The organism is Salinarimonas sp., assembly GCF_040111675.1.
GTDB lineage: Bacteria > Pseudomonadota > Alphaproteobacteria > Rhizobiales > Beijerinckiaceae > Salinarimonas.
Genome location: NZ_CP157794.1, coordinates 443,176 through 457,860 on the forward strand (window position 1 = coordinate 443,176; position 14,685 = coordinate 457,860).

12 protein-coding genes are annotated in these 14,685 nt (G+C 72.3%); 4 read left to right on the top strand and 8 right to left on the bottom strand.

Annotation, left to right across the window (positions count from 1 at the left end):
- Positions 1-55: 55 nt before the first annotated feature.
- Both xth and ABL310_RS02055 read left to right on the top strand, forming a co-directional pair.
- Positions 56-871: an exodeoxyribonuclease III gene (gene xth / locus ABL310_RS02050; RefSeq protein ID WP_349370056.1), complete on the top strand. Its 816-nt coding sequence runs from the start codon at positions 56-58 to the stop codon at positions 869-871.
- Positions 868-1,395, top strand: coding sequence for a GNAT family N-acetyltransferase (locus ABL310_RS02055; protein ID WP_349370057.1), 528 nt, complete (start codon positions 868-870; stop codon positions 1,393-1,395). The genes xth and ABL310_RS02055 overlap by 4 nt, the downstream gene beginning before the upstream one ends.
- A 15-nt stretch (positions 1,396-1,410) precedes the next feature.
- Here ABL310_RS02055 and ABL310_RS02060 read toward each other — a convergent pair whose 3' ends face one another.
- Both ABL310_RS02060 and ABL310_RS02065 read right to left on the bottom strand, forming a co-directional pair.
- Positions 1,411-1,863 (bottom strand): DNA polymerase III subunit chi, encoded by a 453-nt coding sequence (locus ABL310_RS02060; RefSeq protein ID WP_349370058.1) that lies wholly within the window; start codon positions 1,861-1,863, stop codon positions 1,411-1,413.
- 19 nt (positions 1,864-1,882) lie between these two features.
- Entirely contained in the window at positions 1,883-4,078 is a 2,196-nt protein-coding gene (locus tag ABL310_RS02065; RefSeq protein ID WP_349370059.1) for a bifunctional (p)ppGpp synthetase/guanosine-3',5'-bis(diphosphate) 3'-pyrophosphohydrolase, read from the bottom strand.
- A gap of 288 nt (positions 4,079-4,366) precedes the next feature.
- Between ABL310_RS02065 and ABL310_RS02070 the strand changes: the two genes are divergently transcribed.
- Positions 4,367-4,810, top strand: coding sequence for a BLUF domain-containing protein (locus tag ABL310_RS02070; RefSeq protein ID WP_349370060.1), 444 nt, complete (start codon positions 4,367-4,369; stop codon positions 4,808-4,810).
- A gap of 91 nt (positions 4,811-4,901) precedes the next feature.
- Here ABL310_RS02070 and rpoZ read toward each other — a convergent pair whose 3' ends face one another.
- From rpoZ to ABL310_RS02100, 6 genes are all read right to left on the bottom strand, one after another.
- Positions 4,902-5,297, bottom strand: a complete 396-nt coding sequence (rpoZ, locus tag ABL310_RS02075) for a DNA-directed RNA polymerase subunit omega (protein ID WP_349370061.1) — start codon at positions 5,295-5,297, stop codon at positions 4,902-4,904.
- 102 nt (positions 5,298-5,399) lie between these two features.
- Positions 5,400-7,244 carry a potassium/proton antiporter gene (locus tag ABL310_RS02080; protein ID WP_349370062.1) on the bottom strand — a complete coding sequence of 615 codons (1,845 nt, stop codon included), beginning with the start codon at positions 7,242-7,244 and terminating at the stop codon, positions 5,400-5,402.
- A gap of 139 nt (positions 7,245-7,383) precedes the next feature.
- On the bottom strand, positions 7,384-8,403 hold the full coding sequence (locus tag ABL310_RS02085; RefSeq protein WP_349370063.1) for a hypothetical protein: 1,020 nt from the start codon (positions 8,401-8,403) through the stop codon (positions 7,384-7,386).
- A gap of 203 nt (positions 8,404-8,606) precedes the next feature.
- Entirely contained in the window at positions 8,607-10,433 is a 1,827-nt protein-coding gene (locus tag ABL310_RS02090; RefSeq protein WP_349370064.1) for a GGDEF domain-containing protein, read from the bottom strand.
- 86 nt (positions 10,434-10,519) lie between these two features.
- The gene (locus ABL310_RS02095) at positions 10,520-12,073 is read right to left on the bottom strand and encodes a CRTAC1 family protein (RefSeq protein ID WP_349370065.1); all 1,554 of its coding nucleotides are present in this window, start codon (positions 12,071-12,073) and stop codon (positions 10,520-10,522) included.
- Complete coding sequence (locus tag ABL310_RS02100) at positions 12,073-13,359, bottom strand: ROK family transcriptional regulator (protein WP_349370066.1); 1,287 nt, start codon at positions 13,357-13,359, stop codon at positions 12,073-12,075. Before ABL310_RS02100 ends, ABL310_RS02095 begins: the two co-directional genes overlap by 1 nt.
- A gap of 226 nt (positions 13,360-13,585) precedes the next feature.
- Between ABL310_RS02100 and xylF the strand changes: the two genes are divergently transcribed.
- Positions 13,586-14,617 carry a D-xylose ABC transporter substrate-binding protein gene (xylF, locus tag ABL310_RS02105; RefSeq protein WP_349370067.1) on the top strand — a complete coding sequence of 344 codons (1,032 nt, stop codon included), beginning with the start codon at positions 13,586-13,588 and terminating at the stop codon, positions 14,615-14,617.
- Positions 14,618-14,685: the final 68 nt, after the last annotated feature.

Below are 14,685 nucleotides of genomic sequence, written 5' to 3' on the forward strand. Positions count from 1 at the left end.
CCGCTTCCCTCCACCGGGGCGGTCGTCGTACGGGGGAGGCGAGAAGGAGCCGCCCGTGCGACTGACGATCACCTCCTGGAACATCAATTCCGTGCGCCTGCGCCTGCCTCTGGTGCTGCGCTTCCTCGCCGAGCACGGGCCCGACGTCCTGTGCCTGCAGGAGACCAAGTGCCCGGACGACAAGTTCCCGTCCTCCGAGCTGCGCAAGGCCGGCTACCCGCACATCCAGTTCCTCGGCCAGAAGGGCTATCACGGCGTCGCGGTGGTCTCGCGCCTGCCGATCGAGACGACGCGCTCGATGAGCTTCTGCGGCAAGGGCGACGCGCGCCACATCGCCGTGACGCTCGGGCGCGAGGCGGGCGCGGCGGCCGGGTTCGTGATCCACAATTTCTACGTCCCGGCCGGCGGCGACGTGCCCGACCCGGCGGTGAACGACAAGTTCGCGCACAAGCTCGCCTTCCTCGAGGAGATGCGGGCCTGGGGCGGGCGCGATCGGCCCGCTGCGGCCCCGGCGATCCTGGTCGGCGACCTCAACGTCGCGCCCCTCGAGCACGACGTGTGGAGCCACAAGCAGCTCCTCGACGTGGTCTCGCATACGCCCGTCGAGACCGAGGCGCTGGAGACCCTGCGCCAAGAGGCCGGATGGGCCGACGCGGCGCGGGTGCTGACGCCCGAGCCGGAGAAGATCTACACCTGGTGGAGCTACCGCTCGCCGGACTGGGCGAAGGCGAACAAGGGCCGACGCCTCGACCACGTCTGGCTGTCGCCGGACCTGATGGGGACCTGCCGCGAGGTCGCGATCCTCGAGGCCGCGCGGGGCTGGGAGCGGCCCTCCGACCACGCCCCGGTAACGGCGCGGCTGGAGTTGTGAGCGACCTTCCCGGGAGCCTCTGGTCCGCCCTCGCCTGCGACACCGAGCGTCTCGTCCTGCGCCCGCTCGCTCCCGCGGACGCGCCGGCCCTGGCGGCGCTCACCAACCATCCCGCGGTCGCCCCGGCGATCTCGTTCCTGCCGTTTCCCTTCGGCGAGGACGACGCGCGGGCGCTCGTGGCGCGCAATGCGCCGGACGCATGCGAGCGCTTCCTCGGCATCTTTCATGAGGGAACGCTGGTCGGCGTGATCGGCGCGCACGCGCACCCCTCGCGGGGCGGCGCGCCGGTGGTCGAGATCGGCTACTGGCTCGGCGCCGATGCGCGGGGGCGCGGCCATGCCCGCGAGGCGGCAAGCGGCCTGATCGCCCGCCTGCGGGCGCTCGCGCCCGAGGCCGCCATCCTCGCCGAGGTGCACCCGGACAATCACGCCTCCGCCCGGCTGCTGCGCGCCCTCGGCTTCGTCGAGACGGGCGAGCCCGGCGCACGGCCGGGCCGGCGAGTCATGGCGCTGCCGCCGCGGTGAGCCTCGCGTCGGGGCTCACCCCTTCTTCACCCAGCGCCCCCCCTCGTCCTGCGCCCAGTAGGACGCCTGGTGCCCCGCGGACTTCACCGCCTTCCAGCGCTCGCGGGCCGCGGCGGTGGCCTCCGCGTCGTTGCCGTCGAAGATCAGGATGACGCGGGTGTAGCGCGCGAGATCGGGGGGGAGCGGGGCGTTGTCGACGAGGAGGACGGCGTCGGGGGCGTTGAGGTCGGCCTCGCCCGCCTGGATCACCACCGCCTCCTCCGCGGCGTCGGGGTCGGCGTCGGTCACGTGGGGGAGGAAGCCGTCCTCCTCGTAGGTCCACAAGAGGTCGTCGAGGGCGTCGCGGCGCTCCTCGCTCGCGGCGCGCACGGCGACGCGCCAGCCGGCCGCGCGGGCCTTGGCGACGAGCTTCGGCAGCGTCTCGGCGAGGCTCGCGTTCTGCAGATGGTAGAACCAGACGTCGCTCATCGTGCTCTCGCGCGTGCCATCACCCCGTCACCCGCTCGACCTTCGAGATCACCCGCTTCGCCCGCAATTCCGCGATGATGCCGTTGAGGTGCTTCAGGTCCCACACCGAGACGTCGATCGCCATCTCGGTGAAGTCCGGCGTGCGGCGCTGCATGTGGATGTTCTCGATGTTGCCGTCGTGGTCGGCCACCACCTGCGCGATCTGCGCGAGCGAGCCCGGCTCGTTGATGGCCTCGAGCTTCACCTTGGCGGGAAAGCGCTTCGTCGCGATGGCCTCCACGTCCCAGCGCACGTCGACCCAGGCCTCCGGCGCGTTCTCGTAGGCGGCGAGCGCCTGGGACTGGATCGGGTAGATGGTCACGCCCTCGCCCGGCGTGATGATGCCGACGATGCGGTCCCCCGGCACCGCGCCCGATTCGGGCGCGAAGCGCACCGGCAGATCGGCGTTGAGCCCGCGGATGGGGATGGCGGTCTTGTCGTCCGAGCCGTCCGGGAGCTTCATCTTCAACGGGTCGGCGCCGAGCGCGACCCAGCCCGCGCCGTTCGCCGCGAGGCCGCTGGTGAGGCGGCCGACGTCCTTGAAGTCGGCATAGACCGCGCGCACCACGTCGCCCGAGAACATCTCGCCGCGACCCACCGCGGCGAGCACGTCGTCCACCGAGGTGCGGGCGAGACGGGGGAGGGCGGCCCTGAGCTTCTCCTCGGAGAAGGCCTTTCCGGCGCGCTCGAAGGCGCGCTCCAGGATCTGCATGCCGAGCCCGGCATATTGCTTGCGCACGGCGGTGCGGGTGGCGCGGCGGATGGCGGCGCGGGCCTTGCCGGTGACGACGAGGCTCTCCCAGGCCGCGGGCGGCACCTGGTTGCCGCCCGCGCGCACGATCTCGACCTCGTCGCCGTTGGCGAGCTCGGTCAGGAGCGGGGCCATGCGTCCGTTGATCTTGGCGCCCACCGCCGTGTTGCCGACATCCGTATGCACCGCGTAGGCGAAGTCGATCGGCGTCGCCCCGCGCGGCAGCGCGATGAGCCGGCCCTTGGGCGTGAAGCAGAACACCTGGTCGTGGAACAGCTCGAGCTTGGTGTGCTCGAGGAAGTCCTCCGGGTTGTCGCCCTCCGCCAGGAGGTCGATGGTGCGCCGCAGCCACTGATAGGCGCGGCTCTCGGTGACGCGCCGCGAGCTCTCGCCCGTGTCCTTGTAGAGCGCGTGCGCGGCGATGCCGAGCTCGGCGATCTCGTCCATGGAGCGGGTGCGGATCTGCAGCTCCACGCGCTGGTGGCCGGGGCCGACGACCGTGGTGTGGATCGAGCGGTAGTCGTTCTGCTTGGGCGTCGAGATGTAGTCCTTGAAGCGCCCGGGCACCATCGGCCAGGTGGAGTGCACCAGCCCGAGCGCGGCGTAGCAGGCGCCGACGTCGCCCACCAGGATCCGGAAGCCGAAGATGTCGGAGAGCTGCTCGAAGGCCACCGACTTGCGCTCCATCTTCTTCCAGATGGAATAGGCGCGCTTGCGCCGCCCCTTCACCGCGGCCGCGACCCCGCGCGCGGCGAGGCGCTCTGCGAGGTCGCGCTCGATCTCCTCGACGAGGCGCTCGTTGCGCGCCGAGAGGTCGACGAGGCGCTTGGTGATGGTCTCGTAGGCGTCCGGGCGGATGTGCCGGAAGGCGAGGTCCTCGAGTTCCTCGCGCATCTCCTGCATGCCCATGCGCCCCGCGAGCGGCGCGTAGATGTCGAGCGTCTCCTCGGCGATGCGCGCGCGCTTCTCCGCCGGCATGAAGTGCAGCGTGCGCATGTTGTGCAGCCGGTCCGCGAGCTTGACCAGCAGCACGCGGATGTCCTGCGCGATGGCGAGCAGCAGCTTCCGGAAATTCTCGCCCTGGGCGGCGCGCTTGGAGACGAGGTCGAGCCGCTTGAGCTTGGTCAGCCCGTCGACGAGGGCGCCGATCTCCGGGTTGAAGCTGCGGTTGATCTCGTCGAGCGTCGCCTCGGTGTCCTCCACGGTGTCGTGCAGCACGGCGGCGACGATGGTCGCGTCGTCGAGCTTCAGGTCGGTGAGGATGGCGGCGACCTCGAGCGGATGCGCGAAGAACGGGTCGCCCGAGGCGCGCGTCTGCGTGCCGTGCGCACGCATGGCGTAGATGTAGGCGCGGTTGAGAAGGGCCTCGTCGGTGGCGGGATTGTAGCGCTTCACCCGCTCCACGAGCTCGTATTGACGCATCATGCGCGTGAGGGACCTCCATGCGCGGACGTTTCGCGCTCTCCTCCCAATTTGAGGGTTTTCGCGGCGTCTGAACAGGGCCGTGCGGCGAAAAGGCGGGATGCGCGGGGGGAATTCAGCAGGGTGCGGCGCCGGCCGGGCCGCCGTGCGGCGTCGTCGTCAACAAATCCTGAATTCGTCGGATTCCGCTCAGGAAGCCGCCCAGACGGCCTTGGCGTTTCGCCAAGTTCCACTCTAACGAGCCGTTAATTCCCGAAGGGTACAACCGCCTCGCAACCAAGGAGATAGAATATGGCGCTCGTTCAGCTGATCTACCATAGCAAGAACACGCTTCACGCCGACGATCGCGGCCAGCTCGCGAACTTGCGGGAGATCCTCGAGATCGCCCGGCGCAAGAACGGCGAGGCCGGGGTGACCGGCTACCTGATCTTCGACAAGGCCTATTTCCTGCAGATCCTGGAGGGCGAGGAGAAGGACGTCGAGGAGACCTACGCCCGCATCATCGGCGACAGGCGGCACGGCGACGTCACGGTGGTCGAGCGCCGCCCCGCGAAGATGCGCGTCTTCTCCAACTGGGAGATGGGCTCCGCCATCCGCTCCGTCGACCACGAGGAGGTCTATCTTCGCCACGGCATCTCCGGCCCGATCGACCCGAAGAAGCTCGACGGCGACAAGATCCTGGCGCTCGCCACCGACCTGCGCGACCTCGACGCCGCCCGCTCGCGCGCGGCGTGAGGGGAGGGGCGGCGGTTCCGAAACGCGAGAAGCCCGGCCTCGCGGCCGGGCTTCTTCGATTCCCGTCGAGCGAAGACGCTCTCTCGCGCCCTCAGCCCTCGTCGTCGTCCGTCTGCGCCGGCGGCTGCAGGCCCTCGAGGCCGCGCAGGAGGTCCTCCTCCGACATGCGGTCGAACTGGATCTCGCCGTCCTCGCCGCCGGCGCCCTCGGCGGCCGGGGCGCCGATCATCGGCACGGCCTCGGCCTCGGGCTCGTCGACCTCGACGTACTTCTGCATCGAATGGATCAGCTGCTCGCGCAGGTCGTCGGGACGGATGGTCTCGTCGGCGACCTCTCGCAGGGCCACGACCGGGTTCTTGTCGCGGTCGCGGTCGATGGTGAGCGGCGCGCCCGACGAGATCATCCGGGCGCGGTGGCTGGCGAGCAGCACCAGCTCGAAACGGTTCTCGACCTTGTCGATGCAGTCTTCGACGGTCACGCGAGCCATGGCGGCTCCTTCCGGTTATGCGGATGGGGATGAACGCGGGTGCTTACACGGGGCGCAGGCGATTGGCAAGGGGGTGATCGGGCGGGCGACCGGTCGGGCGCCTCACTCAGCCGGCGCCTCCCGCGCGCCCTCCTCGCCCGCGGCCCCCGCATCCCCCCCGGCCTTCGCCCGCCGCCGCTCGACGAAGAACGTCCGCACCCGGTCGCCAACGCGCCCCGCGATCCCCGTCGCCGCCTCGCGCGCGTCCTCCTCGAATTCCACCACCGCCTTGGCGACCTGGTCGTCGCGCACGGCGGTGGCCATCAGGTAGGCGGGCTCGATGGCGATGCGATCGCCGATGTCGACGCGGTCCTCGTAGCGTTCGGCGAAGCCCTGGGCGACGGTGAGGCCCTTCAGGTCGGCCGGCACGTGCAGGCCGTAGAGCGTGCACACGTCCTCGATCGCCGCGTCGCCGCCGAAGGAGAAGGTGCCCACCCCGAAGGCGGCCGCGCCGTCGAGCCGGGCGAAGAGCCGGTCGAGCCGCCCCACGCGCGCGGGTGGGGCGAGCACGTAGACGTAGTCCCCCGCCTCGAGCTCGCCCGCGGCCTCCGGGGTCAGCACCTCGCCGCGACGCACGATCATCACCGTGCGCATCCAGGACGGGAAGACCGCGCCGGCCAGCGCCGGCGAGTTCTCGGCGACGGGATAGCCCACGAGCTCGAGCTCGAGCTGGCCCGGCAGGTCGATCTCGAGGCGCTTGATCTCGGGCCGGGCGTCGCGGACCTTGAGCCCCAGCCGGTTCGCCGCCCAGGCGACGCTCCAGCCCTGGACCAGCAGCGAGACCAGAACCACGAAGAAGGCGACGTTGAAGTACACGCCCGCGTTCGGCACGTCCGCCAGCGTCGGGATCGCGGCGAGGAAGATCGACACCGCCCCGCGCAGGCCCACCCACGACACGAACGTCTTCTCGCGCCGCGAGAAGCCGAAGGGCGTCAGGCACAGCCACACCGCCAGCGGGCGGCCCACCACGATGAGGAAGATCGCGACGACCAGCGCCGGCAGGGCGTAGTCGACCAGCGTCGAGGGGGTGACGAGCAGCCCCAGCACCAGGAACATCACGATCTGCGAGAGCCAGGTCGTGGCGTCGTGGAAGGCCAGGATCGTCGGGAAGGCGCGCACCGGGCGATTGCCCAGGATCAGCCCCGCGAGATAGGCGGCGAGGAAGCCCGAGCCCTGCAGCACCGAGGCGAGGGCGAAGATCAGCACCGCGGCGGCGACGACGAGGAGCGGGTGCAGCCCCTGCGGCAGGCTCACGCGGTTGAGGACGAAGGCGAGCGCGAGCCCGCCCGAGACGCCGATCGCCGCCCCCACCAGCGCCTGCTGGCCGAGGATCAGCGCGATCTCCAGCCCGCCCGTCGTCTGCGGCGCGAGAACGAGCTCGACCAGCACGATGGTCAGGAACACGGCGACGGGATCATTGGTCGCGCTCTCGATCTCGATGGCGTTGGCGACGCGCCGGCGCAGCTGCACGCCCTTGGAGCGCATCAGGAAGAACACCGCCGCCGCGTCCGTCGAGGCGACGATGGCGCCGACCAGCAGCCCCTCGACGAGCCCGATCCCGAGCACCAGGCCGGCGACGAGGCCGGTCACGCCCGCCGTGATCACGACGCCCACCGTCGAGAGCGCCAGCGCCGGCGCGAGCACGCCGCGGAAGCTCGAGAAGCGCGTGCGCAGGCCGCCGTCGAACAGGATCACCGCCAGCGCCAGCGAGCCGACGATGTAGGTGAGCCGGTAGTCGTCGAAGACGATGCCGCCCGGCCCGTCCTGGCCGGCGATCATGCCCAGGCACAGGAAGAGGAAGAGCAACGGCGCGCCGAAGCGCGAGGCGACGAGGCTCGTCGCGATGCCCGCCACGACGAAGGCCGCGCCGAGCAGAAGGGCGACGTTCGAGACCGCCAGGCTCTCCATCCGTGTCCGCCGCCTCCTCGCGTGGTTCGCCGCTGTCGATGACTAGAGCATCATCCCACCAAGTGGAAACCGGTTGGTGGACGAGATGATGCGCTTCAGCGCGACGGGGGCGGCGGGCGGAAGCGGAAAGAGGGCGCTTTCACTCGACGGCGCTCTCGACCTCCTCCTCCAGCGCGCGCAGCACGTCGACGAGCTGGTCCTGCGCCTGGCGGGCGAGGTTGGTCATGCGATCGAGGCGCGCGCGCTGGGTGGCGAGGCGCGTCTCGAGCTCGGCGAGCTCGCCGGCGCCGCCGGACAGGCGGGCCTCGAGGGCGTTGCGGCGCGCTTCCAGCGCCTCGGTCTCGCGCGCCGTGGCGTCGCGCGCCTCGCGGACCTGGGCGAGGGCGGATTCGAGGGCGTTGAGGTCGCGGGCGACGTCGGCGGAGGCGGCCATGCGTCGATCGAGGTCGTCGCGCTCGGCCTGGAGCCGGGCGACCTCCGCGGAGAGCGCGGCGCGCCGCTCGGTCAGCGCGCCGATCTCGCCCTCGAGCGCGTCCCGCTCGGCGAGGCGGCGGTCGAGCGCGGCGATCTCGGCGTCTAGGCTCGCGCGGCGGCTCTCCAGCGCCGCGACCTCGCCGGCGGCGGCCTCGGCGTCGGCCTGCGCCGTCGCCAGCGCGCTCTCGGCGTCGGCGATCTCCGCGCGGCGGGCGGCGAGGGCTTCTCGCGCGGCCTGCGCCTCGTCGGCGAGGGCGGGGGCGCGCGCCTCGAGCGCGGCGAGCTCGGCGGCGACCGCCGCGCGCTCGCTCTCCAGCGCCTCGCGGGTCTCGCGCACGGTCTCGACGGCTTCGGCGATCTCGGCTTCCTCCGCGGCGAGCTCCTCGCGGCGGGCGGCGAGGGTCTCGACCTCCGCGCGCAGGGCGGCGGCGCGGGCTTCGAGCGCGGCGACCTCCTCGGTGACCGCGGCTCGGGCGCTCGCCTCGGCGAGGCGCGCCTCCAGCGCGGCGATCTCCTGGTCGCGCGCGGCGATCTCCTGGTCGCGCGCGGCGAGATCGGCGGCGCCGGCGCTGCGCACCTCCTCGATCTCCTGCTCGAGCGACTGCACCTCGGCCTGGAGATAGGCGCAGCCGCCGAGCGCGAGCACCGCGACGATGGTCACGGCGACGAACAGGGACCGGGACACGCCCGGTCGCGTCGGCAGCGCGCTGTGTGTCATGAAGTCGCCCCCGGCTACGGCGGCCGATTCGCTCGACCTTTGCAGCGACGTTAGCGGGGATGCGCCGAGCGGCAACGCGAAACGGCCACGGTCGTCCGACGGCCGCCGGAGCGGGCGCGATTATCGGGGCTCTGTTGCGCGTACGCCACAGAAGACGCGGCGACGACGGCTCAGGCGGCCGAGCGCGCGCGGGCCGCGCGGGGCAACGGCGCGGGGTCGGCCCCGAAACGGCGCATCAGCTCGCCGGCGCGGTCCGCCGGCTGCGGACGCCCGAGCAGGAAGCCCTGGCCGTGCTCGCATCCGAGCGCGCGCAGGTCCTCCAGCTGCTCCGTGGTCTCGATGCCTTCCGCGACGACCCGCAGCGAGAGGCCGCGCGCCACGGCGTGCAGGGTCTCGACGATCACCCGCGCCCGTGGATCGGTGGCCATCTGCGCGACGAAGGAGCGGTCCATCTTGATGATGTCGACGGGAAGCTCCAGCAGGTGCGTCAGCGAGGCGAAGCCGGTGCCGAAATCGTCGAGCGCGATGCGCACGCCGCACCGGCGCAGGGCGGCGAGGGTGCGGGCCACGGTGCGGTCTCCGACGCGCATGACCACGTTCTCGGTGACCTCGATCACGATCACGTCGAGCGGCACGTCGTGGCGCGCGCAGGCGCGGGCCAGGCGGGTCTCGAAACCGCCGCGCGCGAGATCGAACGCGGTGACGTTCACGCCGACGCTGCGCACCGGAACGCCGGCCTCGCGCCAGGCCCGGACGGTCGAGGCGACGTTCCGGAGCGTCGCGTCGGTGAGCTCCACGGCGATGGCGGGGTCGTCGAGCGCCGCCTGGAACTCGCCCGCGGTGGCGATCGATCCGTCGGGCCGGCGCAGCCGCGCCAGCGCCTCCACGCCGATGATCCGGGCGTCCTCGAGACGCGCGACCGGCTGGAACCAGGTGACGATGCGCCCGTCCGCGAGCGCCTCGCCGACCTCGCGGATCGCTTCGAGCCGAGCGCTGATGGCCGTGCGCATGCCCTCGCGGAAGAGGACGTAGCTGCCGCGGCGCCGGCCCTTGGCGTGGTAGAGCGCGAGATCCGCGTCGCGGCGCAGCGCGTGGACGTCGTCCCCGATCGCTCCGCCGATCGTGACCCGAGGGGTGCCGAAGGCGTCGGTGTCGCGGCCGAGACGCCTCAGCCGCGTGAAGACGGCGGACGCGGCGCTGCGCAGCGCCTGCGCGCTCGCGCCCTGCGTGCGCAGGACGGCGAACTCGTCGCCGCCGATCCGGTAGGCCCGCACGCCGTCGCCGAGATCGCAGAGCACGTCGGCCACGCCGGCGATGAGGGCGTCCCCGGCGCCGTGGCCGAGGGTGTCGTTGACGATCTTGAGCCCGTCCACGTCGACGAGCAGGAGCCCGACGGCGCAGGGGCCGCGCCGCGCGAGCCCGGCGAGATCCTCCTCGAAGGCGGTCCGGTTCGGAAGGCCGGTCAGCCGGTCGTGCAGGGCGACGCGGCGATTGTGCGCGATGAGCTGGTCGTGCTCGATGGCGATGGAGCAGAGCTGCACGCAGCGCTCGATGGCCGCGCGATGGCTCGGCGAGGGGCCGCGCCGCTCGCGATAGTACAGCGCGAACGTGCCGAGCACGCGCCCGTCCCGGGCGAGGATCGGGCGCGACCAGCAGGCGAGGAGCCCGTGGGCGAGGGCGTGGTGGCTGTAGTCCCGCCACAGGGGATCGGAGGCGATGTCGGTTACCACGACCTCCTCGCCCGTATGGGCGGCCGTGCCGCACGAGCCCGCCGCGGGCCCGATCGGCGCGCCGTCGATCGCCTCGATGTAGGCGGGCGCGAGCGAGGGGCCGGCGAGCGGCCGCAGGCGCCCGTCCTCGACCGTCAGGACGGAGCAGATCACGGCCGGATCGGAGGCCTCCACACGCCGGCACAGCCGATCCGCGATGTCGCGGACCGGATGCCCGCGCGCCACCAGCTCCAGCATCTCGGTCTGAATGTCCTGCAGACCGTCCATCGGCACCCTCGTCGTTCGATCCGGACGCCCCTGATGCCACGTCCTCCTTTCAGTTCCCTTACGTAAGATAAATTTCGGCCCGCGCGTCAGCGCAGGCGCAGCCGGTCGCCCGCGCGCCAGGCGTCGTCGCGCGAGGCCTCCAGACGTCGCCCGAGCGGGGCCGGGGTCCAGGCCGAGGCGGCGCCGTCGGGCCAGATCACGCGGATCTCCGCGCTCTTCGCGGGGCCGAGCCCGAAATGCAGCGGCCCGGCACGGCCGCTCACGTGGCCGCCGCCCACGGTGACCTCCTGCGACTGCACGCCGTGGGCCGTGCGCGCCTCGACGAAAGCCCCCACCGCGAAGCGGTTCGGACCCGCCTGCCGGGGCGTCACGGCGAGCCAGGCGCCGGTCCCCTCCGTCGCGTTCTGCCAGATCTCCAGAGGCGCGCGGCGATTGACCACGACGAGGTCGAGCCGCCCGTCGCCGTCGAGATCGACGAGCGCCGCGCCCCGGGCGCGCTCCGTCGTGGCGATCCCCGCCTCGCCCGCGCGCTCGACGAAGGTCCCCTCCGGCGTCTGCATGAGCAGGTTGTTGGGGTCCTTCATGGCGTTCGACGGCATCTGGTCGACGTTGCCCTTGGCGATGAAGAGGTCGGCGCGCCCGTCGTTGTCGACGTCACCGAACTCGGCGTGCCAGCCGGTGGAGGGCCGGCCGTCGTCGCCGAGGAAGGGACGCTGGGCGTAGGTGCCGATGGAATAGGGCGCGTTCTCGTAGCCGTCGCCGCGGTTGAGCTTCATCAGCTGGTCGCCCATGGAGGTGAGCATCACCTCCGGCAGGCCGTCGCCGGTGACGTCGCGGCTGGCGATGCCCATGCCCCACAGCGAGATCCGCGGCCAGCCGTCGGCGGCGACGCGCTCCTCCAGCGGCTCGAGCCGCCACATCTGCTCGTAGCCGCCGCGGACGTAGTAGTGCCGGTCGTTCGAGACGCGCAGCTCCGGCTTTCCCGCGCGGCTCCAGTCGGAGATCAGCATGGACAGCGCGCAGAAGCCCGGCTCGAGCAGGATGGTCGCGCCGTATCGGTCGCCCGCCGGGCGGTGCAGCTCGTTGACGTCGCAGGCCTCGAACGGGCCTTTCGGGTCCGCCCGGTCGACGTAGTTGCCGATGGCGAGCGTCGGGCGCGCGCGGCCCGGCTCCCAGGTGGCGGAGAAGGCGGTGGACCAGCGATCGCCGGCCTCGAACCCCCATCGCGCGGTCGCGTCCGCGAAGCCGCAATCCGGCCCGCCTCTCAGGAGCAGGTTCGGCCCGACCCGCAGCACGGCGAGGTCGAGCGCGCCGTCGCCGTCGATATCGAGGGGGTAGGCGCCGGTGACGCCGGTCGGCGTCGGCGCGGCGCGCTCCTCGAAGCGGATCGGCGCGCCGGGCGCCTCCGTGACGTTGACGAGAAGCCGCGCCGGGTTGGCGCCGCCGGCGACGTAGAGGTCGGGCCGGGCGTCGGCGTTGCAGTCGAGCACCGCGACGCCGCCGCCGACGAAATGCTCCCACGCGCCGTCGTAGACGTGCGGGGCGGGGAGGTCGCCGGCGCGGTCGACGAAGCGCGGCTCCCCGGCGGCGGCGGGGAGGGCGAGGAGAACGAGCGCGAGGGTGGCGGCCGTGCGTCGCATCACCCGGCCTCCCTCGCCGCGTTCGCCCCCAACATGCCCTCCGTCACCGCCGAGAGCGCCAGGGCCGCCGCGCCGTGGGCCCAGAGCAGGTCGCCCCAGGCGTGGACCTCGATGGGCGGGGGCGGACGGCTCGCCGGGAGGACGAGGCTGGAGAGCTCGGCCAGCGTGTCGGCCGCGTAGAGGTAGTCGTAGCGCATGCGCTCGCCGGAGAGGATGATCAGGTCCGGGTCGAACAGGTTGACCACGTTGGCGAGGCCGATGGCGAGGTAGCGCCCGGCGCGGCGGAAGATCGAGCGGGCGGCGCCGTTGCCGGCCTTGGCGTGGTCGAACAGCGACTCGAGCAGGACGCCCATGGGCTGCCCGTCGCGCATCGTCCAGTCGAGCGCCGTCGTCGCCTCGCGCGCCAGAGCGTAGTCGGCGACGTAGGCCTCGAGGCAGCCGCGCTGGCCGCAGCGACACAGCGCGCCGTCGAGATGAACCTTGGTGTGGCCGAGCTCCGTGCCGAGCCCGCGCGCGCCGCGATAGAGCCGGTGGTTGACGACGAGGCCCATGCCGACGCCGTGCTCGATGGTCACGACGGCGAAGTCGGAGAGGGCGCGCCCGGCGCCGAACCAGAGCTCGGCCAGCGCCACGAGGTTGGCGTCGTTGTCGACGTGCACCGGCAGCCCGAGCCGCGCCTGCGCGGCCTCGGCGAGCGCGACGTCACGCTCGCGCAGGATGGGCGACCAATGCACCCGACCGGCTGCGGCGTCGACGAAGCCCGGCACGCCGAGGCCGGCGGCCGACAGGGCGGCGCGGGCGACGCCGGCCTTGTCCGTCACGCGATCGAGCAGGGTGTCCGCGGCCTCGAGCAGCGCGTCGAGATCGCGCTCGCTGGGGTGGTGGGGGACGCTTTCGGAGGCGATCCGCCCACCGGCGAAATCGACGACCACCGCCGTGTGCTCGCGATCGGAGAGCTTCATGCCGACCACGTGACGCGCCCCGGGGCGCACGCCGAGCGCCACGGGCGGGCGGCCCCGGCTCGCGTCGCCGTCGCGCGGGGCGGCGACCTCCTCGATCAGCCCGGCCTCGAGCAGCTCGGCGGCGATGGCGGAGACGGATGCGGGGCTGACGCCGAGATCCTTGGCGATCTGGACGCGCGGCAGGGTCCCGGCGGCGCGGATCCGCTCGAAGACCTGCTGGCGCAGCGGCCGCAGGGCTTCGGCGAAGGGCTGGAGCAGCGGGCCGACGCCCTGCCGCTCCTCCTCCGCCGCCGCGGCGACGATCGCTTCGCCCGAGTTCCGCATTAATTCACATCCCTAACTAATGACAGCGACCTTCACTTCGGTTTTCGCGGCGCAGTGCCGTATTTTGTGCGCTGCGGCATGAAAATGTGCAGATCGAGAACCCGAGCCCACGATGGCCTGCGACTTTTATTTTGACAACTGAAATTATCCGGGACAGACTTCCCCGCGTCACGGCGAAATGCCGGGTGCGGCTCCGCACGGGCCGCCTGCTTTGGGAGGAAACGCGATGCGCAAACTCGTACTGGCCGCCGCGATCGCCGCGGCCGGCTTCGCCACGGCCGCGCAGGCCCAGGACGACCTGAGGGTCGGGGTCAGCTGGTCCAACTTCCAGGAAGAGCGCTGGAAGACCGACGAGGCCGCCATCAAGGCCGCGCTCGAGGCCGCCGGCGCCGAGTACATCTCCGCGGACGCCCAGTCGTCCTCGGCCAAGCAGCTCTCCGACATCGAGAGCCTGATCGCCCAGGGCGTCGATGCGCTGATCATCCTGGCGCAGGACGCGCAGGCCATCGGCCCGGCCGTGCAGGCCGCCGCCGACGAGGGCATCCCGGTCGTCGGCTACGATCGCCTGATCGAGGACCCGCGCGCCTTCTACCTGACCTTCGACAACGTCGAGGTCGGCCGCATGCAGGCCCGGGCCGTGCTGGAGCAGGCGCCCGAGGGCAATTACGTCATGATCAAGGGCTCGCCCACCGACCCGAACGCGGACTTCCTGCGCGGCGGCCAGGGCGAGGTGCTGCAGGCTGCCATCGACGCCGGCGACATCGTCATCGTCGACGAGGCCTATACCGACCAGTGGCTCCCCGCCAACGCCCAGCGCAACATGGAGCAGATCCTCACGGCGCAGAACAACGAGGTCGACGCGGTGGTCGCCTCGAACGACGGCACCGCCGGCGGCGTCGTCGCGGCGCTGACCGCGCAGGGCCTCGAGGGCACGGTCCCGGTTTCGGGCCAGGACGGTGACCACGCCGCGCTCAACCGCATCGCCAAGGGCACGCAGACGGTCTCCGTCTGGAAGGACGCGCGCGACCTGGGCCGCGAGGCCGGCGAGATCGCCGTGCAGCTCGCGGGCGGCGCCGAGATGTCGGAGATCGAGGGCGCCGAGCAGTGGCAGTCCCCCGGCGGCGTGACGCTCTGGGCCAAGTTCCTGGAGCCGATGCCGATCACCCAGGAGAACCTGGACGTGGTCGTCGACGCGGGCTGGATCTCGAAGGAAGCCCTGTGCCAGGGCGTCGAGAACGGCCCCTCGCCCTGCAACTGAGCGAGCCCGCGCCGCGCGGCCTCCCCCCGGCGTCCTCGCGAGAGCGAGGGCGCCGTCCGGGCCGCGTG

What these genes read in the sequence shown, in the direction of transcription:
- ABL310_RS02060 (WP_349370058.1), bottom strand. Translation starts at nt 1,863, where the DNA reads ATGAGCGACGTCTGGTTCTACCATCTGCAGAACGCGAGCCTCGCCGAG.
- ABL310_RS02065 (WP_349370059.1), bottom strand. Translation starts at nt 4,078, where the DNA reads ATGATGCGTCAATACGAGCTCGTGGAGCGGGTGAAGCGCTACAATCCC.
- ABL310_RS02070 (WP_349370060.1), top strand. Translation starts at nt 4,367, where the DNA reads ATGGCGCTCGTTCAGCTGATCTACCATAGCAAGAACACGCTTCACGCC.
- rpoZ (WP_349370061.1), bottom strand. Translation starts at nt 5,297, where the DNA reads ATGGCTCGCGTGACCGTCGAAGACTGCATCGACAAGGTCGAGAACCGT.
- ABL310_RS02080 (WP_349370062.1), bottom strand. Translation starts at nt 7,244, where the DNA reads ATGGAGAGCCTGGCGGTCTCGAACGTCGCCCTTCTGCTCGGCGCGGCC.
- ABL310_RS02090 (WP_349370064.1), bottom strand. Translation starts at nt 10,433, where the DNA reads ATGGACGGTCTGCAGGACATTCAGACCGAGATGCTGGAGCTGGTGGCG.
- ABL310_RS02095 (WP_349370065.1), bottom strand. Translation starts at nt 12,073, where the DNA reads ATGCGACGCACGGCCGCCACCCTCGCGCTCGTTCTCCTCGCCCTCCCC.
- ABL310_RS02100 (WP_349370066.1), bottom strand. Translation starts at nt 13,359, where the DNA reads ATGCGGAACTCGGGCGAAGCGATCGTCGCCGCGGCGGCGGAGGAGGAG.
- xylF (WP_349370067.1), top strand. Translation starts at nt 13,586, where the DNA reads ATGCGCAAACTCGTACTGGCCGCCGCGATCGCCGCGGCCGGCTTCGCC.